General features: G+C 40.0%; 18 protein-coding genes. 9 read left to right on the forward strand and 9 right to left on the reverse strand.

What is annotated here, in order from left to right:
* The first annotated feature begins 79 nt into the window (after positions 1-79).
* The gene (locus E5N72_RS14310; protein ID WP_135925753.1) at positions 80-499 is read left to right on the forward strand and encodes a CBS domain-containing protein; all 420 of its coding nucleotides are present in this window, start codon (positions 80-82) and stop codon (positions 497-499) included.
* Between the two features lie 224 nt (positions 500-723).
* A complete protein-coding gene (gene dps, locus E5N72_RS14315) occupies positions 724-1,242 on the forward strand; it encodes a DNA starvation/stationary phase protection protein Dps (RefSeq protein WP_135925754.1) in 519 nt (172 codons plus the stop codon).
* A gap of 61 nt (positions 1,243-1,303) precedes the next feature.
* On the opposite strand, the gene corA is transcribed toward dps, so the two are convergent.
* The 4 genes from corA to E5N72_RS14335 form a co-directional block, all read right to left on the reverse strand.
* Positions 1,304-2,260 (reverse strand): magnesium/cobalt transporter CorA, encoded by a 957-nt coding sequence (gene corA, locus E5N72_RS14320; protein WP_135925755.1) that lies wholly within the window; start codon positions 2,258-2,260, stop codon positions 1,304-1,306.
* A 116-nt stretch (positions 2,261-2,376) separates the two neighbouring features.
* Positions 2,377-3,609 carry a serine hydrolase domain-containing protein gene (locus tag E5N72_RS14325; protein ID WP_135925756.1) on the reverse strand — a complete coding sequence of 411 codons (1,233 nt, stop codon included), beginning with the start codon at positions 3,607-3,609 and terminating at the stop codon, positions 2,377-2,379.
* A 28-nt stretch (positions 3,610-3,637) separates the two neighbouring features.
* The gene (locus E5N72_RS14330) at positions 3,638-4,252 is read right to left on the reverse strand and encodes a hypothetical protein (RefSeq protein ID WP_135925757.1); all 615 of its coding nucleotides are present in this window, start codon (positions 4,250-4,252) and stop codon (positions 3,638-3,640) included.
* A gap of 31 nt (positions 4,253-4,283) precedes the next feature.
* On the reverse strand, positions 4,284-4,496 hold the full coding sequence (locus E5N72_RS14335) for a helix-turn-helix transcriptional regulator (RefSeq protein WP_130050899.1): 213 nt from the start codon (positions 4,494-4,496) through the stop codon (positions 4,284-4,286).
* Positions 4,497-4,726: 230 nt separating this feature from the next.
* On the opposite strand from E5N72_RS14335, the gene E5N72_RS14340 reads away from it, so the two are divergent.
* Positions 4,727-5,377, forward strand: coding sequence for a tellurite resistance TerB family protein (locus E5N72_RS14340; protein WP_135925758.1), 651 nt, complete (start codon positions 4,727-4,729; stop codon positions 5,375-5,377).
* A 45-nt stretch (positions 5,378-5,422) separates the two neighbouring features.
* Here the strand turns inward: E5N72_RS14340 and E5N72_RS14345 are convergent, their stop codons facing one another.
* A complete protein-coding gene (locus E5N72_RS14345; protein ID WP_135925759.1) occupies positions 5,423-5,671 on the reverse strand; it encodes a hypothetical protein in 249 nt (82 codons plus the stop codon).
* A 159-nt stretch (positions 5,672-5,830) separates the two neighbouring features.
* Here E5N72_RS14345 and E5N72_RS14350 point away from each other — a divergent pair, with 159 nt between their 5' ends.
* The 3 genes from E5N72_RS14350 (at position 5,831) to E5N72_RS14360 (ending at position 8,347) form a co-directional block, all read left to right on the forward strand.
* Positions 5,831-6,277, forward strand: a complete 447-nt coding sequence (locus tag E5N72_RS14350; RefSeq protein ID WP_135925760.1) for a carboxymuconolactone decarboxylase family protein — start codon at positions 5,831-5,833, stop codon at positions 6,275-6,277.
* Positions 6,270-7,040, forward strand: a complete 771-nt coding sequence (locus tag E5N72_RS14355; protein ID WP_135925761.1) for an AraC family transcriptional regulator — start codon at positions 6,270-6,272, stop codon at positions 7,038-7,040. The genes E5N72_RS14350 and E5N72_RS14355 overlap by 8 nt, the downstream gene beginning before the upstream one ends.
* 158 nt (positions 7,041-7,198) lie before the next feature.
* Positions 7,199-8,347: a hypothetical protein gene (locus E5N72_RS14360; protein WP_135925762.1), complete on the forward strand. Its 1,149-nt coding sequence runs from the start codon at positions 7,199-7,201 to the stop codon at positions 8,345-8,347.
* A 35-nt stretch (positions 8,348-8,382) separates the two neighbouring features.
* On the opposite strand, the gene E5N72_RS14365 is transcribed toward E5N72_RS14360, so the two are convergent.
* Positions 8,383-9,987 carry a diguanylate cyclase gene (locus E5N72_RS14365; protein ID WP_135925763.1) on the reverse strand — a complete coding sequence of 535 codons (1,605 nt, stop codon included), beginning with the start codon at positions 9,985-9,987 and terminating at the stop codon, positions 8,383-8,385.
* A 188-nt stretch (positions 9,988-10,175) separates the two neighbouring features.
* Here E5N72_RS14365 and E5N72_RS14370 point away from each other — a divergent pair, with 188 nt between their 5' ends.
* Both E5N72_RS14370 and E5N72_RS14375 read left to right on the forward strand, forming a co-directional pair.
* Positions 10,176-10,715 (forward strand): heme NO-binding domain-containing protein, encoded by a 540-nt coding sequence (locus E5N72_RS14370; RefSeq protein WP_135925764.1) that lies wholly within the window; start codon positions 10,176-10,178, stop codon positions 10,713-10,715.
* Position 10,716: 1 nt separating this feature from the next.
* Positions 10,717-12,444 carry a response regulator gene (locus tag E5N72_RS14375; RefSeq protein WP_135925765.1) on the forward strand — a complete coding sequence of 576 codons (1,728 nt, stop codon included), beginning with the start codon at positions 10,717-10,719 and terminating at the stop codon, positions 12,442-12,444.
* A 3-nt stretch (positions 12,445-12,447) separates the two neighbouring features.
* Here E5N72_RS14375 and E5N72_RS14380 read toward each other — a convergent pair whose 3' ends face one another.
* A complete protein-coding gene (locus E5N72_RS14380) occupies positions 12,448-13,584 on the reverse strand; it encodes a helix-turn-helix domain-containing protein (RefSeq protein WP_240704528.1) in 1,137 nt (378 codons plus the stop codon).
* A 227-nt stretch (positions 13,585-13,811) separates the two neighbouring features.
* Here E5N72_RS14380 and E5N72_RS14385 point away from each other — a divergent pair, with 227 nt between their 5' ends.
* Positions 13,812-14,621 carry a DUF2306 domain-containing protein gene (locus tag E5N72_RS14385; RefSeq protein ID WP_135925766.1) on the forward strand — a complete coding sequence of 270 codons (810 nt, stop codon included), beginning with the start codon at positions 13,812-13,814 and terminating at the stop codon, positions 14,619-14,621.
* Between the two features lie 67 nt (positions 14,622-14,688).
* Here E5N72_RS14385 and E5N72_RS14390 read toward each other — a convergent pair whose 3' ends face one another.
* Both E5N72_RS14390 and E5N72_RS14395 read right to left on the reverse strand, forming a co-directional pair.
* Complete coding sequence (locus E5N72_RS14390) at positions 14,689-15,690, reverse strand: family 43 glycosylhydrolase (protein ID WP_135925767.1); 1,002 nt, start codon at positions 15,688-15,690, stop codon at positions 14,689-14,691.
* Between the two features lie 234 nt (positions 15,691-15,924).
* Positions 15,925-17,421: a hypothetical protein gene (locus tag E5N72_RS14395; RefSeq protein WP_135925768.1), complete on the reverse strand. Its 1,497-nt coding sequence runs from the start codon at positions 17,419-17,421 to the stop codon at positions 15,925-15,927.
* Positions 17,422-17,635: the final 214 nt, after the last annotated feature.

Below are 17,635 nucleotides of genomic sequence, written 5' to 3' on the forward strand. Positions count from 1 at the left end.
AACTTTGATCTCACTAAAGTGCAATTAAGTCGATAAGCGCTAGACTTACCACAGCTTGATTAATTGTAAGGATTTAGCCATGACACACCTAGTTAGTGATTTGATGACGCCAGACCCATTCGCCATTAGCGCGCAAAATACCCTGCATGACGCGCATAATCTAATGAAAGAGAAAAATGTCCGCCATATTCCAGTGATCAATGAGCACGGTGGTTTAGTTGGCATGTTAACGCAAAAAATCATGATTGCTCATGTAATGAATATCATGGCGAATTACAGCGCCAGCGCCCTTGAACGCAAAGAAAAGCAAACTAAAGTGGTTGATATTATGGCCACTGATTTTACCAGTATCTCACCAGAGCAGCCGCTACACGAAGTTGCTAAGTTTTTTGTTGAAAATCGTCATGGCTGCATGCCGGTGGTTGATAAAGATAACAACTTAGTGGGAATTCTAACCTCATCTGACTTTGTTCGTTTAGCGGCGGCATTACTTTCTTAAGTCGTAACTTTGTATCTGCACACTGAATTTTTTACAGAAGGTGTGCAGAGTTTTCATACTCATACCTCATCACAACCACTCCACCTCAAAACAAAATAAAATTAACCCTATAAATTCAACCAGTTAACAAAATTCCATTTTAGGCACAACGTTTGCTTCTACCTAATCAAGCGCGCTTTTAAACTAAAAGCGAAAGGAAATTTATAGATAATCTCGGAGGAGTAATGAGTAATTCATCATCAAAAATCGCAGAATTTACAGCACCCGGTGTTAAAGACCAAGCTGCAGCTGACACGATTGCAATTTTAGACCAGCGTATGGTCGCTTTAATCGATTTACACCTCACTTTAAAACACATTCACTGGAATGTTGTTGGTCCTAACTTCATTGGTGTACACGAAATGCTAGACCCACAAGTAAGCGCAGTGCAAGAGATGACTGATACGATTGCAGAGCGAATTGCAACCATGGGCGGCGTACCTGTTGGCACACCGCAATCAATTGTTGATCGTCGCACTTGGCAAGACTACTCAATTGGCAAAGGCTTAGTCACTGACCATCTAACAGCGCTTGATAAAGTGTATAACGGCGTTAATAAAGATCACCGTGCAGCTATCGAAAAGCTTGCTGAGTTAGACCCAGTTTCTGAAGATATGATCACCGGCCAACTGGCTGATCTAGAACAATTCCAATGGTTTGTTCGTGCGCATATCGAATCGTCTACTGGCGAATTGAAAGGCTAAAACCCCCTAGGTCTATCCGAAGACCCCTTGCCCAGCATTTGCTGGGCTTTTTTATGCTTTGCTACAGCCAACCTTTATGTTTAAAGAACAAATAAGGTGCAAAGCCAGACAGCAACATGATGCCAATCGCAAACGGGTAACCCCATGCCCATTGCAGCTCAGGCATGCTATTAAAATTCATCCCATAAATACTGGCAACGACGGTCGGAGGTAAAAACACCACAGAGGCAATTGAGAAGGTTTTAATAATTTGGTTTTGTTCGATATTAATAAAACCCTGAGTCGAGTCCATTAAGAAATTCACCTTATCAAACAAAAATGTACAGTGAGACATAAGGGTATCAATATCGAGTACAATTTCACGTAGTGACTCGCGGTCTTCAGTTGGTGCACCTAAATGACGCAGTAAAAACGAAATATTTCGGCGCGTATCCATCAAACATAAACGCACCTTACCGTTGTTATCTTCAAGGCGCGAGATCCGGCTGACGGCTTCTTCTAAATCTGAGTCGTCCTCTTCAAGTACATAGGCACTGAGTTTTTCTAACTGGTGATGCATATCTTCAAGCATATCAGCGTGGTTTTCGACTTTTTGGTCAAACAGAGTCACTAAAAGTTGCTTGGGATTATCACACGCCACTTGCCCTTTACGAGCGCGAAGTCGTAATAAACGAAAATCGGCTAATTCATCATCGCGGATTGTCAGCAAACAGTTGTCTTTTAACAAACAAGCCACTGTCACCGTATTAAAGCGCCCTTCATTTGGTGACATAAAAAGCGCATGCACATGTAGGCCTTCGTGGTCGATAAAACAACGGGAAGATGCCTCGATTTCTTCAACATCATCAGCACCGGGTAAGGTGATATTAAGGGTGCTTGCCAGCGCTTGTCGCTCTTCTTCAGTCGGATTTATGGTGTCAATCCAGTGGGCATTTTTAATAGAAGTAACAAGAGGCGTATCTGCAGCTGGCTCAGTTTCTGTGATCACACCTTGGTCTATAGAAAAAAAACGTAACATTTGCCCTACCCTGATAAATCAATTTAAAACAAATACTATAGCTGTTCACGTTAATGAACAATGACAATGCAACGAATTAAAAGGTAAAGTAGAAAATAATTAAGACCTTACATCATTTACTTATTTCGTTTTTTGAAACGCACAATAATCATACCTATGAAGATGACGCCAAGGCCTATTAAGCAAGGTACAAAAGCGCTTTGCAGGGCAATATCAAACGCTAAAAAGTCAGGGTATCCGGTTTGCCAAAGCGTCCATTCATAACCGAGTTTTGATGCAATATGTTCACCGCCGCTGCTAAGTACGATGATTGCATCATTGTTATCGGGGTTAATGCGAAGCGTGCTATTTATTGCCGGCTCATTTGCGCCATCATGACCAAAGACAAAATCTCCCGATGCTGTTGGTGCATAAAGCATGGTACCAAGCCCCCAAATTGGTGCGCCTAAGCTAATTGCCAAAGGCGCTCGCATAGTGCTAATCATTTGTGAGCTTAACTGTCCTTTTTGAGGTGATGTTAATGCGTTAACTAAAGCGATTAAATCATGGCTACTTGCTAATAAACCTGTTGCCGCTGCCGATGCGTATTGAAAATGCCCAGCAGCTTGCCCGCTTTTATCATATGCAGGTGCGATGTTGTCTAACTCAGTTAGTACATTGTAACTGGCATCAGTCATATTAACTGGCTTAAAGACGTTATCAGCCATCCAAGTTGCAAAGCGTTGATTGGTTTTCTCTTCTACCAGCAGCTCCAGCATCAAATAGCCGCCCCCAGAATACTGAAAATCGCCCACAGGCTTGGTGACTTTAATTTCACGCACACCCGTTGATGATAGCGGCTTGTTTAGCGACGCAAGCAAGCTTGGTACGGCTTCATTTAGCTCAATATCAGCAAAGCCTAAACCATCACCAAGCCCCGCAGTATGAGATAACAGATGAGCAAGGCTAACTGTTTGATTATCAAACTCTGATTCAGGTAACTGCCAACCCGTCAGTTGCTCATTAATCGCGTGATCTAAACGAATTTGTTGTTGCTCAGCCAAACTCATCACACCATAGGCGGTAATAAATTTACTCAGTGATGCCACTGGGAACAGAGTATTGGCGGTTATTTCATCTTTGCTTTTTGAGTAATCTTGAAAAACCACTTGGCCATTTTCAATCAAAACATGAGCTATGTTTGCGTGTTTGTTGGCAATCAGCGCCTGACTGTTGGCAATAAATTGCTCAGTGTTGCCCGTTTCGGCGATGGGTTTTAAAAACCAACCACTAACACCACCATACACACAGATTGCAGCCCAAACAGATGACAAAAATAGTGTTAACAAAATTGTTTTAAACCAGCCCATACTCTATCCCTTGTATCTCAAAGCGACCTTAAACTACTTCGATTTGTTCAGGTTTTTTGATAAAGAACACCATTAAAATTAATAATGCTGCTGGGAATAAAAACACATTCAAATAAGCAAAAATAACCGTTAGCTGTAAGATGCACATCAGTAACAGTAGAATAGAAAACACCGTTAGCAACGACGACATTCCATGGCGTTTTGTCAGTAATAACGCGGCGGTGATCAAACCCACTAGCGCATACAAGCCTAAACTCCCAGCCGAGACCACCATGGCAATAATTGAAATACTTTCAACCACATCGCTCGATACTTTATCGCCAGCAACGGCAAGATAAACATCGCATAACACAGTGGCATGAAAAGCCAATACCAGCACGGCTAACACGCATAACAAGATGCGAACGCCTTCAACATCAAACATATCTTTTAGTGCCTTGCGTAAACTCAGGTACACATAGATTTCAAGTGCACCAATGAGTACAAACACAAGGTCTGAAAAGTTTAAGCTTTGCAAATCGAGCTTAAGCGCTTCGCCTAAGCCATCAAGTGTTTCGCCAAATACTGAAATCCAGTACATGGGAAAAATGACAGCGAGTAATCCTGCTGCTATGCCGGGTAGTAAATAGTCACGGTTGAGCATATGCCCTCCAAAATCCTGTTGCGTTGTAAAGTTATTCGCTATCGCGTTCGTACACCAAAATATCGCCGGGTTGGCAATTAAGCTCTTCACAAATAGCTTCAAGGGTACTAAAGCGGATCGCTTTCACTTTTCCGTTTTTTAGTAATGATAAATTGGTCATAGAAATACCAATGCGCTGAGATAGCTCCTTCAGCTGCATTTTGTTCTTTGCCAATTCTATATCTAGGTTGATTCGTATTTTCATAGCCTAAAAAGTACGCAATGGATTTATGATTGTCAAACTTTATTTTACGATTATCATAAAATAAAGAATGAAAAGCATAATTAACACGCTTGTATTTAACTCCGTTTTAAGACTAAAAACCCAGTTAAATCAGCAGTAGGTTCATTCATTGTTGTTTTTTGTAACACTTCTCACATTTTCTTTTCGGCGCGAATTACCTAACCTGAGAAAACACATGCAAGGAGAGAACAATGAAAGACTTACAAAAATTAGTGGGTAATTTAAATAAATCAGGTGCGCTGAGTGGTTTTTTAGGAGGTGTTGCTGGCGGCGGACTAACGAGCTTAATGGGCGGAAAAACTAAAAAGAGCAGTAAAAAAGCCGTAAAATATGGTGCGCTTGCTGCTGTTGGTGGCCTTGCTTGGAAAGCCTATAAACAATACTCAGAACAAAAAGCGGCTCCAGTTCAGCAAACGAGTTCACGTGGTTTTGATTTTACCCCCGCCACGCTGCCTGAGCAGTCATTTACTGATGCAATCGACGATAATCACAGTGATGGGCAATTATTACTCATGCGCGCTATGATTGCAGCCGCCTATGCTGATGGCCACATTGATGAAACGGAAAGACAAAAAATTTTCGCACAAGTAGAAACAATGCAATTGTCTGTACAAGAAAAGGCCATGCTGTTCGATGAGCTAAGAAAACCAATGCAACTATCAGAATTAGTTGCCGCTGTGCCAAACGCACAAATGGGTATTGAAGTCTATGCAGCTAGTGCCAGCGCAATTGATTTAAGCCAAGCAATCTCTAAACACTACTTAGAAACGCTGGCTAATCAATTATGTATTCCTAGAGAATTGGTAATGAGCATTCATAGAGAACTTGTCGAGTACCAATAAAAATGGGGCCTACTAGCCCCGTTTTTAGTATTAAGCCTTTGCTAATTAGTGCGGTTTTTTAGTACCGTAACGTACCATATCTTTACCGTTTTCATACACATCATTGCTTACGTAACGGCCTAGTAAAAGTTGATGTTTATCATCAAGTACCGCGATAAATGGGCGGCCATCACTATTGTTGGTTGCAAGGGCTACACCGGTTACATTCTCAAGCCCTAAACCGCCATTTTCAACTAGGCGTAAAAACGTTTCTAATTCGTCTAATGTTTCAATTACATCGTTATCGTTAATCATCTCAAATACTCAGTGATTGCTAATGGGCGTAGCATAGCAGGATTAAGAATAAGGTGCGAACCAGTGCGTAAATTTGCCACCATAAATGTCGTTTTTTTGCAATATTTCGCCTATTGCCATCGTTACACTTATTGCTCTTCAAACAGCTTAGGAATCACCATGAACCGAGCCAATTATTTTGCTTTACAACCTCAATTAACAAAACATCTAATTGATCAAGAACAGTTAATTAAACAAGCAGCCGAGGCAACTTTCGGCTTAACGACTTGGGAACTAGTGAAATTAAGAGTATCCCAGCTAAATCAATGCGCGTATTGCATTGCTATGCATACCAAACAAGCCAGAGAGTACGGTGTAACTAACAACCGTATTATTGCTTTAAGTGCTTGGCAAGACATGCCAATTTACTCACAGCACGAGCGACTAGCCTTAGAATTGTGTGAAAAATTGACACAAGCACAAACGATTGATGATACTTTCTACCAGACCCTAGAAAATCAATTTACAGAGCCAGGCTTGGTTGCACTCACCATCGCTATTAACGCGATTAATAGTTGGAATCGTGTAGTGAAGATATTTAAGCCTACTGTGGAGTTTAATGAATAACCATTTAACGCTAGAACTAAAAACCCCAGAGGGCAATCTTGGCGAGAGTATACAGGCTATATGGTATGCCAAAGCACACTTAGCAGGTGAACAATGGCTGGCTTGTGATGGTGCAACTGGGGTTATTTTTCCCGTTACAGGTGAAGTTTTATTGGATGATGAATCTCTTGCGCATCCCTATGCATTTCAACAAACCTCAACTCATGCTTCTAAGCTCAGCTTTTCTAAAGGTGCTCAATTTTGTGGTATTCGCTTTAACCCAACCGTATTGCCAGAGCTAAAAAGAAACGACCATCCGCTGATTGCTACGCCTTCACTGTGCGCCATAGCTGAAGGACTGCAAGATAACGCCAGCTTAGCAGCGTTTGTTGCGCTTATTAGTCGCCACTTTACTAATAATAAAAACATAAACCAAAGTAACAAACACTCAAAACACTTAATTCGTAACCTTATTGAGTTAACACCACTTGAAACCGCTTATCAACTTGCCCCTCTCAGTCAACGCCAGCTTGAAAGGCAAGTAAAGGAGCAATGCGGTGTCACCCCTAAGTATTTTGAGCGAATATACCGGGTAAAACTTGCTAAACAAGCGATTAAAGATAACCCCGAAATGAGCTTTGCAGCTATCGCACTAGAATGTGGCTTTGCCGATCAGCCTCATTTAATTAAAGAATTCAAAGCCATAATGCACATTACCCCGGCAAAATACCGCAGATTACTGAAAGACTCTCAAACTAAACAAACAAAGCTCATTTTGCGTTAATTCCTATATAACGAAGACAGCTAGAAAAGTGCCACTCAACTATTTCACTTTCTGTGCTAGACAGACTTGATACTGAGCGATTTTATTTGCGCTCGGCTTTTATCCATAGGATAGTTAACGCAAGCCTACTAAACGTGCTGTAACTAAATAGGATAATCATGAAAAAAGTTTTACTTGCCACCGGTTTAATCGCCTCGTCATTTACTGCATTTGCAGCCAATTTAACCGTTGAAGAACTGCGTATTGAAAAAGCCAGCAAAGCCATGCCAAAGGTGTTGAGTGCTTTTTCTGATCAAGTAAATCAATTTGAAAAACAGTGGCAAGCTGCCGCTAGTTATCAGCAAGCAAGTGACCTTATTGATGATTACGCTAAACAATTATGGCGCGATGCCAAAGCGCGTATCATTAAAACCAACAGCTTCGACGACCGAGAGCTGTATTGGGCGCGTTTACTTTCAAGCAAAATTATTCGTACCAGCAAACCCCAGTTTGCAATGACCGATAGTGAACAAACCGCGTTATTAACAATGCTTGAAAATGGCAGTCGTGGCCGCACCGACCTTGATTACAGTAAAAAAACCGACAAACGCATTTTAATTACAGGTTTTGATCCGTTCCTTTTAGATAGAAATATTAATCAAAGTAACCCATCCGGTGTTGCGGCATTATTACTTGATGGCCAAGTGATTAATTACAATGGCATTAGCGCTGAGATCAATACGGTGATGGTGCCAGTACGCTACGAAGACTTTGACCAAGGTATTATCGAATCATTACTTGCGCCATATTACGCGCTTAACAATGTCGATATGATTGCCACTATTAGTATGGGCGGTAAAGACTTTGACCTTGAACGCTTTCCGGGTAAACGCCGCAGTGTAACGGCGCCCGATAACGCCAACATTGTGTATGGCGGCACAGCAACTGCACCGAAAATTTCGAGCCTTAACGACCGCCCTCTTCCGGGCAATGAATTTGTAACTTTCAGCTTACCAGTTAAGCAAATGCAACAAGCCAAAGGGCCATTCCCAATCAACGACAATCATAAAGTCGTCACGCTTGAAAAAGCATTTGAGCCAAAATCACTTAAAGAGTTAGAAGGTGCGATTGCAGTAAAAGGCGGTGGCGGCGGCTACTTATCAAATGAAATCTCGTATCGTAGTATTCGCCTACGTGATGAGCTTAATTCAGACATCCCTACAGGGCATATTCACACCCCACGTATTCAACAATTTGAACCAGAAACAGAAGCTAAAATTGTTAAGCAAATTAAAGCCATGCTTGAGCAAAGCTTAGTTGCAATTTAAAGCGTGAAGCTCAGCTATAAAGCAATAGCTGAGCTTCACCCTGCAACACAGCAGTTGCGGCTTTGCTTTTTCGCTTTATAAAGCGCGTCATCCGCTATTTTAAACAAGCTATCTGAATCAAACGCCTCATTAGCAGCCTTACTGGCAACACCTATCGATAAAGTAACAAACTTAACGTCACTTCGTCCTTCATGCACAATAGCTGCTGACTCTACCGCTTTACGAAGTGTCTCTGCAACACCAAGCGCTCTCTTTGCATCGGTGTTACTAAGCACCATTACAAATTCTTCGCCGCCATATCGAGCTACAAAATAATCCTCGGGCGCTGCTATAGTCATTAAAACTTTGGCCACTTTACACAACGCTCTATCACCCTGTTCATGGCCATAATAGTCGTTATAGAGTTTGAAGTGATCAACATCAGCTACGATAAATGATACTGCGGTCTCTTCACATTGCGGATCATTAGCAAGATCTTCTAAATGCTTATCCAATGCTCGACGATTTGCCAGTAAAGTCATTGCATCTGTATTACTGATTTGCTCAAGTTTTGCATGGCGTGCAAACAGTTCAGCGCGCTGTGTTTCAATTAATGAGAACAGTTCATTAATACCTTGTCCTAACTGGTGTAATTCATTGTCACCATGGTAATTAGCACGGATACTAAAATCGTTGTTACTGATTGCCGAATATACCGACACTTTCACTTTACTAAGGGGGCGTAAAACTTGCTGATTAATGTAAAGATAAAACAATATAAACACAGAACCAGATATCATTAACCCGGTTAGCAAAGAACTATCAAATAAATTTTTATCATAGGTATGTTCTCTGGTAGGAATTGATAATACAAACAGAAGGTTAGAATATTTATCTTCAACACCAATATAGAGTTGATCATTGTAAGTGATCGGCTGAAAATCTGTATTTTTTTTGCCAAAAACTGTGGTTAAGTAATCAGAGTAACGTTGTGCTTCCTCACCTTCGTAATAGCCAATATCCTCGGCAAGCCCGGGCGTTAAAGTCTCAATAAATGCTTCATCAATAAAACTCCACAACATTAAAGAGCCGGTCGGTTCGCCCAATCCATCTGACTTAGTAACATTATAAGACACTGTTAATGCTGGCTTGTTATCAATTTGTATAAAGTGAACTTTAGAAATTAAAGGCTCTGATTGACTATTCAAATCACTCGGTAAAACAATCAAATCATTATCTATGAGTAGTTTTGGTGTCTCAAGAATGACTGGAGAATAGGCTTGGTACTCATTGTCAAAGCTTCCTCCTGCAATAATTACAGCTTCAGTATCGTACAAATACCAACCATTAACGTCTAATCGTTGAAGCGCATCTGCAATAATATAATCATTGTTGAACCAGTCTGCATTGCGCTCTTTGGCTGCATTATACATGACGTCCCAAGCCGAGCTGTCGAACACCATTTTCGATAAAGCATCTATTTCTTGTTGTAGTTGTGATTGAACTCGTTGAATATCAATTTTGTCGTTTTGCTTAGCCATTGCCTCGAAAGAGGGCAAAATCCAAAAATGCCTAATAATGGTCTGCGCACCTAAAATAGCAAAGCAAGCAAAGGTAAAAGCAAGAAGTAAACGTTTTTTCAGTCTCGTTCCTATAACCATAAAGCAGTACACCAACCACAAAAGAACAACTTAAGTACTACCAGTATAATCCCCTTTTGCCTGTTTGCTTGTTAGTCAGCTAATAATCTGTCAATAAAGGATAGAGCACGATGCCCCTTACTCGTGTGAAATTGTAAATCTAATTTTTACATCTAAACTCTTATTATGAGGAATCGTTAGATTTACGCATGAAAGGTATTATTTTTACTGAATTTATAGATATGGTTGAACATGAGTTCTCATATGAACTAGTGGATAAAATAATCACAGAAAACTCACTGTTCACTGATGGTGCTTATACGAGTGTGGGCAACTATGATAATAAAGAATTGATCATGCTAGTCACTTCACTAAGTAAACATATTGATAAGCCTGTTGATGAGCTTGTACATGCCTGTGGTAAGTACCTGTTAGGTCGCTTCTTTGTATTATTCCCACATTTTTTCAAAAACGTCAGTAACACCTTTGACTTCCTTGATACTATTGACCGTCACGTTCATATCGAAGTCAAGAAGCTATACAGTGATGCAGAGCTGCCAAGCTTTTGGACACAACGTATTAGTGATACACAAATGCAAATGTTCTATCGCTCATATAACCCTTTTGCTTATTTAGCTGAGGGGTTAATCGAAGGAGCATGCGAACATTTTAATGAAACATTGACCGTTAAAAGTGAGATTGAACCTGATTATCAATCGGCCATTTTTACCCTAACAAAAGTAATCTAGCGTGGATGAGAACCTTTTTAAACGTCGATTAGAGCGAGAGCGCCGAGCTAGAATAGAGGCTGAAGCGCTTCTTGAGCAGAAGTCAATGGAGTTATATGAAGCGAATATGACTCTAAAAAAAGCAGCCGAAACACTAGAGCAAGAGGTTGCCCAGCGCACTGATGACTTAAACAAAGCCAAAATAGCTGCTGATACTGCAAATAATGCAAAATCAATGTTTCTAGCTAATATGAGCCACGAAATTCGCACTCCGATGAATGCTATATTAGGCATGGCTTACCTTGCCTTAGATACTGAGTTAACTGACAAACAATATGATTACATTGAGAAAATTCAATTATCAGCTAAGTCTTTACTAGGGATCATTAACGATATTTTAGACTTTTCAAAAGTCGAAGCGAATAAATTAGAATTAGAAAGTAATGATTTCAATATTAATGACCTTTTATCCACTTTGGCTAACTTAGCCAGTAGCTTGATTGAAAAACATAACATTGAGGTCATATTTGATATTGATGATAATATTCCCGAATACCTCATTGGCGATACGTTAAGGTTAAATCAGGTACTGTTAAACCTACTTAGTAATGCAATTAAATTTTCAAATAATAAAAATGTTAAGTTAACACTCTTATGTGTATCGCAAACTGATGAGAATATTCAAATTGAATTTAAAGTCACTGATCAAGGGATTGGTATGACTGAGGAGCAGGTCAAGACGATATTTAAGCCATTTTCTCAAGCTGATATTTCAACAACAAGAAAATTTGGAGGTACAGGCCTTGGCTTAGTGATCAGTAAAAAAATAGTTGAATTAATGGGTGGCAATATTCACGTTGATAGCCAGCTAAATGCTGGCAGCTGCTTTAGCTTCACCGCATCTTTTGGTAAGTCGGCTGTAAAAAGTAACTATAATACAAACGATTACAAAAACAAAAGTGCGCTAATAATTGAACAAGACCATGTAAAAGAAAGGCACCTTTTTAAATTACTCGAAAAGTTGGGCATAAAAGTTGATAGTATTTCTTATCATGATGACAAACTATTAAACATAGATCCCTGCCAAGACTATGACTTTATTTTCCTTGATTGGCATATTTTTAATGATGAACACAGCTCCCTTCTCAATAACCTAAAAAAACAACTTACTATCAATATTAAGAAAATAATTATTCTTGCCTCATTTGAAAATCAAAAAGTAAAAAGTAGCTTAACTAAGCTTGATAAAAATATTGATGAAATTTTATTAAAACCAATTATCAAAGCTAACTTATGTAAATCACTGGATCACGTCTTAGGTATCGAGAAAAAGAAAACAAACAAAATTGATACCAGCTGTTTTAAAAAACTCGCTGGTTCAAGAATTTTATTAGTTGAAGACAATCCGCTTAACCAACAAATTGCATCACAAATACTGCGCTCAAATGGCTTTATTGTTGATATTGCCGAAGATGGTATTGCGGCCATTGAAGCTGTCGAAAAAGACACATTCGATTGTATTTTGATGGACTGCCAAATGCCAAGAATGGATGGTTATACCGCAGCGAATAAAATTAAAGAGCAGCCAAAGTTTGCCCATATCCCTATTATTGCCATGACCGCCAACACCATGGAAGCCGACCTCACCAAAGCCAAAGAGTCAGGGATGCAAGGTTATATAGCCAAGCCTATAGAAGTACAAACTATGTTTGAGGTCATTGCAGAGCATTTAACTCAAAAACCACTGTGAACGCTAATCAGTAAGCTCCACGATTTGTTGTTCAACTAATGAGTTGTTCTGCTTACGAAACTCATTAGGGTTTACCCCAACAATGCTTTTAAAAACACGGTTAAAGGTAGCAAGCGAAGAAAAACCACTTTCCAATGCAATACTAAGAATACTCCAATGACTTGCTTCATCTTTTAGTAATAGCGTTTGTGCGTATTGAACTCGGTACTGATTTATAAATAAATTAAAATTAGTGGCTTTAAAATGATGGCGAATAGCGCGGCTAATCTTGTACTCAGGTACTGCTAATACTTGTGCAAAATCAGAGATTTTTAAATTACTTTGTAAGTAAAGCTGCTTGTTGATCAGTGCTTCTATACCCGTGATAATCTCAGGCTCTACCTCTTTATTTTCAGACAACTCAGTTTGTTTGTGAGCTGTGCTTACATCTTCAGAGTTCACTACTTCAGTATCAACTGATTCAGGCACGCTACTATGAGCACGTTTTTGCAAAAACATCACTAACTGCATAGCAAGTACAATCAATAACGCAGATGAGGTAATTATAAGCGGCTCAAAGCGTTGAAATTCGCTTTCACTAAATAAAAACTTAGGCAAAATGCTGGCATTAAATACCGCTAAAAAGTAGCAACTAGCAAAAATTTTTGCCTGCAACTTTTGTGTGTCGGTTTTACCTTTGTAACCTCGTAATGCTTCCCAAAAAGACAGCACCAGAATACTGGAAGATAGCAGCACTGTTATTTCGGCCATACCTTGCTTTAACCGCCACATAAATTGGCTATCAGGGAAAACCTGCACATCAATACTTACTAAATAATGCCAAGTTTGGTTGAACATAATTAACCCCGCAATCGCGCCTGCCACTACAATATGTACGGTAGAAATAGGTTTGTGCTCACGAAATAAAGTACGTGAAATCAGCCAAGACATATTACAGGTGGCACAGGTAAATAAGCCAATTAAATAGCTGTAAACACCTATACTTGGTGCACTGATTTTTTGCACACCAACCATGCAAAGCGAGCCACAAAATACAGCAAACAGATAATGAATGAGCTGCTTATCCTTTTTCATGCCATTTAGCAGCATTAGCCCCATACAGACAAAAACGAGCACGTAATAAGGGGAAGTATTTTGCATAACTCGGCATACCTTAAATTGGGTGTTTGATGAATTATTTACCAATCAGACAAGTTTACTGTCTCAAAATCAACATAGCAAAAAGAGTTTGTTAGTGAATGTGTCAATCCCTGTTTTAGTAGTCATAAATAAATACAGTTTTTCATTGCTCAAATTTCGAATTTGAGAAGAAATCTTGCTCTAGCCCTTTATATTTGCGGTATTAGAAAAATGTAATGGAATTGGTTATGTCTAACAGAAATAGCAAAGTCACGCCTTTGAAGGCGCTCGAATACAGTAAAAAACTTTGGTTTATTAGCCTGCTAATGGCACAAATTTGCTTTGTGGTTTACCTCATTCTTGGTTATGGAATGACAGGATTAACAACAGGCCTATCAGGTTGGAACCGACTAAATAACACCGCCTATGTTGCCAATGATGCTACCGGGAATTTTATGTATGCAGTACATGTATTATTTGCAGTCGTGATGATCCTTGGTGGAAGCTTACAGCTCATTGAAAAATTGCGAGCAAAATACAGAACATTTCATCGTTATAATGGCCGTGTCTTTGTTGTTTTAGCTTGCTGTATTTCATTTGCGGGCATGTACTTAATGATAGTAAGGGGCACCGTTGGTAATACCTTGATGCATGCACTGACGATGTTTGGCGGCTTTGTGGTTATTGTATCAAGTATATTCGCGGTTAAAACTGCGCGGGCTCGTGACTTCAACGCGCATAAAACTTGGGCGATACGCTTATACCTTGCAGCTAATGGTGTGTTGTTTTTTAGATTAATGATATTTGCATGGTTTTTAGTATTTGGCACCTTAGGCGTTGATACCGCGACCTTCACAGGGCCAGCAGTGATTGCCGTAAGCCTTTGCTCTTATTTAGTTCCTCTTTTAATCGCTGAGCTTGTCCGCTATGCAGAGCAAACTCCCCATAAATCTATCACTCTCGCTACTGCATCTTTGATGGCGTTAATATCTGTTGTATTTTTAATCGGCTTATTTGGGGTGACGCTGGCAAACTGGTACCCTGCCATCACCGCTTAACCAAGCTTTAAAGCTAAAAAGCCACCTATATAGGTGGCTTAATACTTTTAATCTGCATTACAGTAAATTAATACAATTCAAATAACGGGCGGCCGTTTTCGTCGAACTTAACTTCCATAACACGAGCGTGGCGGTTTGGATCGTAAAGCGGATCTTTTACAATCTCTTCAAGTGGACGCGTATCTGTTTTTGGCACCACACTTGGCTCACCTACTGCGTGCTCATAGTCACGTGCATGGTAAACACACAGTGGTGTTTGTCCATCTTCAGCAACAGTAAAACAGTTATGACCAGGGCCGAAAATTTTCTTTTCAACGTTGGTCTCCAGCACTGGCATACGTGTTTTAGTCCAAGAATTACGATCAAGCAAGTCACTGTTTTCGTCAGCTTCCATATAGCCCATGCAGTAACATGCACCAGTTGCGCTTGCAGAAAAAGCAATGAAGATTTTCCCGTTATTTTTAAGCACTGCTGGGCCTTCGTTTACCCAAAAGTCGACACGTTCCCAATCATAATCAGGGGTTGTTAGCATAAACTGTGCGGTTTTTAGCTTAATTGGCGATTCCATTTCAGCTAAATAAAGATTTGATGCCGCAAATTGGCCTCCGGTTTTCTCTGCCCAGCAAAAGTAACGCTTACCGTTATTTTCAAAAATGGTGGCATCTAAAGAAAAATCAGTGAACGACTTTTCATCGCCGTCAGCTGCTTGCATCATGCCAAGCTCAACCCATTCGTCATTTAATGGGTCTTGACCCTTACACTCAAGTACATACGGGCGTAGTGCCCAGATATCTTGTTCTTCGCTGGCTGCAAAATAGATATACCACTTACCATCGAGGTAATGAATTTCAGGTGCCCAAATATGTCGGCTCATTGGGCCGCTGTCGTGTTTAAACCAAATATCAAAGGTCTCAGCGTCTTTTAAGCCCTCTAAAGTCGCAGACTTACGAAGTTCAATGCGATCATAGGTGGGTACAGAACCGGTAAAATAATAAAAGCCGTCGCTGTGCTTATGCACAAACGGGTCGGCACGTTGCTCTACTAGCGGGCTATTAGTGTGTAATGTCATATTGAAACCTGATCATTGATTTTTATTTGTATTATTTTATTACTTTTTGTAAGAACCACAAATATAGCATTATTTTTAGCAAACGGTAAAAGGAAATGTAAGGTGCAGCAGATTTTTAGAGGTAAACTCAATATAGACAAGAAAAAGCAAGCTTAAAAACGCACAATTTGGACGACTCTAAGCTTGCTCTAGAATAAAAAGGGGGACATCACTCCACCCTTGATTTAGGTATCGCTATTGCGATTTGGCTTTATATTCTTCAGGTTTTTTCGATAACACAACATCAACGGGCATAACATCACCCGAAACTTTCTTAACGGTTAAAGTATGTGGCCCCGCTGCCAAGTCATGCTTTTCAAAAACAATGCTTTGTACTTGTCGATAATTGTTACCGTCAAAAATTGAATACGTCCCTTGTGATTGACCATCCAAGATCACTTCTACGTCACCCTGGTTTGCTGCTTTTGAAGTAGCAAAGACAATACTCGAGCCAGTAAACTGGTAACTAAAATAAGCTCCATTTACTTCGGTTATGTGCATATCTTGCTTATACTCTCCAGTATTCGTTTGGCTTACAGATTGCCATCTCCCATTATCACTGTATTGGATACGTGGATCATCATCGTTGACTAATTCAAGGCCTGAGTAAGTTGTATCTTGCGTTGTACCCACTGTATTACCGACTGTTTGGATCTGCACCAAGCGGTCGACTAACCAAGTGCCATTTGGATTAATCGCAACATCTAAAGTAGTAACCCCCCCGACTTGCGAAATAGCTTTCACCCGCTCGGCGACTTCTTCATTGCTGTATTTTAGGCTTCGTTTTACTTGACCCCAACCACCAAAAAGTGGGTCTTCCAGTGATGTATATGTAAAGCCGTGCCACTGCACTTTGGTGCCAAGTGCTGTTGTCACTTCGCCTGATTCAGGAATGGGCGGAAGCTCATTATGCTCACCTTGGGTGTAGTTACTTTGTGGGTCATTTGGAATGAAGCTATAGTCAAATCCATCACTAATAGTGATAACTGCATTAGGATTACCACTTCGCACTGACTCAGCTAACTTATCAGCAACTGGGTAAGCATTGTTTGCAGCTAATTCTTGCTCTGACTCATCAGCTTGGTACCAACCATCAAACCACCAACCAGCAATATTATCGCCCCATTTTTTTGCTCGCTCACTAATAAACCCTTTTAAAAACCAATCTGGATAAGGCGCTTTCACTTTTGTGCCCGTCCATCTATCTCCTAAATGAGAAGGTAGATATGCAATTAGCTTGATGCCTTTTGCTTTAAGTGCAAGCGCCAAATCCAAAACAAGGTCGCGTGATGGGGTGTAATCAGCTTGATTCGAGTTAAGTTGAGTTTTACAACCTGGAGCAACCTCAACCTTTGGACAAGCAGGTGAATGTAAATCGTATATCTCACTGGTTGTAGACAAATAACCGCGATTCTGGGTCAAGGTAAAAATCACATACCTGTAACCTAATTTTTCTGCCTTTTGTGCATAAGCGTCAACATCAAATCCATTTACATAGTTATTCCATTCATCATAATCGGTAATTTGATACCAAGCGTTATCTAACGTCCCACCTGCCAGATAATGATGGCTAATGCCCCACTTGGCATCTTGCATCCACCTTACCTCTTTAGGTAACTCTGATGAGCAAGCGCTCAATGAAGCAAAAGCTAGAGCAATGCTTGGAACGATTTTGAGGAGTTTATTATTCATTATTTCTAAACCACTGATGATTAAAGGCTATAATATGAGTCTACACAACCGCTTTTAATTAACAAATAAATTACAAAGTTACACCTCACTATTCTCTCTATGTTTTATCTGTAAGACATTAAAAATAATTACGTTTCAGATATAAAATGGCTATAAATAAACAGTATGCTGAAGTGTTTAAAATCTATTTTTTAAACAAAAAAAAGCCATGCAA

The organism is Pseudoalteromonas sp. MEBiC 03607 (genome assembly GCF_004792295.1).
GTDB classification, from domain to species: Bacteria; Pseudomonadota; Gammaproteobacteria; order Enterobacterales; family Alteromonadaceae; genus Pseudoalteromonas; species Pseudoalteromonas lipolytica_C.

Bases quoted from the DNA above. Each gene is read 5' to 3' on its own strand.
- E5N72_RS14345 (WP_135925759.1), bottom strand. From the start codon at position 5,671: ATGATTAACGATAACGATGTAATTGAAACATTAGACGAATTAGAAACG.
- E5N72_RS14355 (WP_135925761.1), top strand. From the start codon at position 6,270: ATGAATAACCATTTAACGCTAGAACTAAAAACCCCAGAGGGCAATCTT.
- dps (WP_135925754.1), top strand. From the start codon at position 724: ATGAGTAATTCATCATCAAAAATCGCAGAATTTACAGCACCCGGTGTT.
- E5N72_RS14340 (WP_135925758.1), top strand. From the start codon at position 4,727: ATGAAAGACTTACAAAAATTAGTGGGTAATTTAAATAAATCAGGTGCG.
- E5N72_RS14395 (WP_135925768.1), bottom strand. From the start codon at position 17,421: ATGAATAATAAACTCCTCAAAATCGTTCCAAGCATTGCTCTAGCTTTT.
- E5N72_RS14385 (WP_135925766.1), top strand. From the start codon at position 13,812: ATGTCTAACAGAAATAGCAAAGTCACGCCTTTGAAGGCGCTCGAATAC.
- E5N72_RS14390 (WP_135925767.1), bottom strand. From the start codon at position 15,690: ATGACATTACACACTAATAGCCCGCTAGTAGAGCAACGTGCCGACCCG.
- E5N72_RS14310 (WP_135925753.1), top strand. From the start codon at position 80: ATGACACACCTAGTTAGTGATTTGATGACGCCAGACCCATTCGCCATT.
- corA (WP_135925755.1), bottom strand. From the start codon at position 2,260: ATGTTACGTTTTTTTTCTATAGACCAAGGTGTGATCACAGAAACTGAG.
- E5N72_RS14365 (WP_135925763.1), bottom strand. From the start codon at position 9,987: ATGGTTATAGGAACGAGACTGAAAAAACGTTTACTTCTTGCTTTTACC.
- E5N72_RS14335 (WP_130050899.1), bottom strand. From the start codon at position 4,496: ATGAAAATACGAATCAACCTAGATATAGAATTGGCAAAGAACAAAATG.
- E5N72_RS14325 (WP_135925756.1), bottom strand. From the start codon at position 3,609: ATGGGCTGGTTTAAAACAATTTTGTTAACACTATTTTTGTCATCTGTT.
- E5N72_RS14380 (WP_240704528.1), bottom strand. From the start codon at position 13,584: ATGCAAAATACTTCCCCTTATTACGTGCTCGTTTTTGTCTGTATGGGG.
- E5N72_RS14370 (WP_135925764.1), top strand. From the start codon at position 10,176: ATGAAAGGTATTATTTTTACTGAATTTATAGATATGGTTGAACATGAG.
- E5N72_RS14360 (WP_135925762.1), top strand. From the start codon at position 7,199: ATGAAAAAAGTTTTACTTGCCACCGGTTTAATCGCCTCGTCATTTACT.
- E5N72_RS14350 (WP_135925760.1), top strand. From the start codon at position 5,831: ATGAACCGAGCCAATTATTTTGCTTTACAACCTCAATTAACAAAACAT.
- E5N72_RS14330 (WP_135925757.1), bottom strand. From the start codon at position 4,252: ATGCTCAACCGTGACTATTTACTACCCGGCATAGCAGCAGGATTACTC.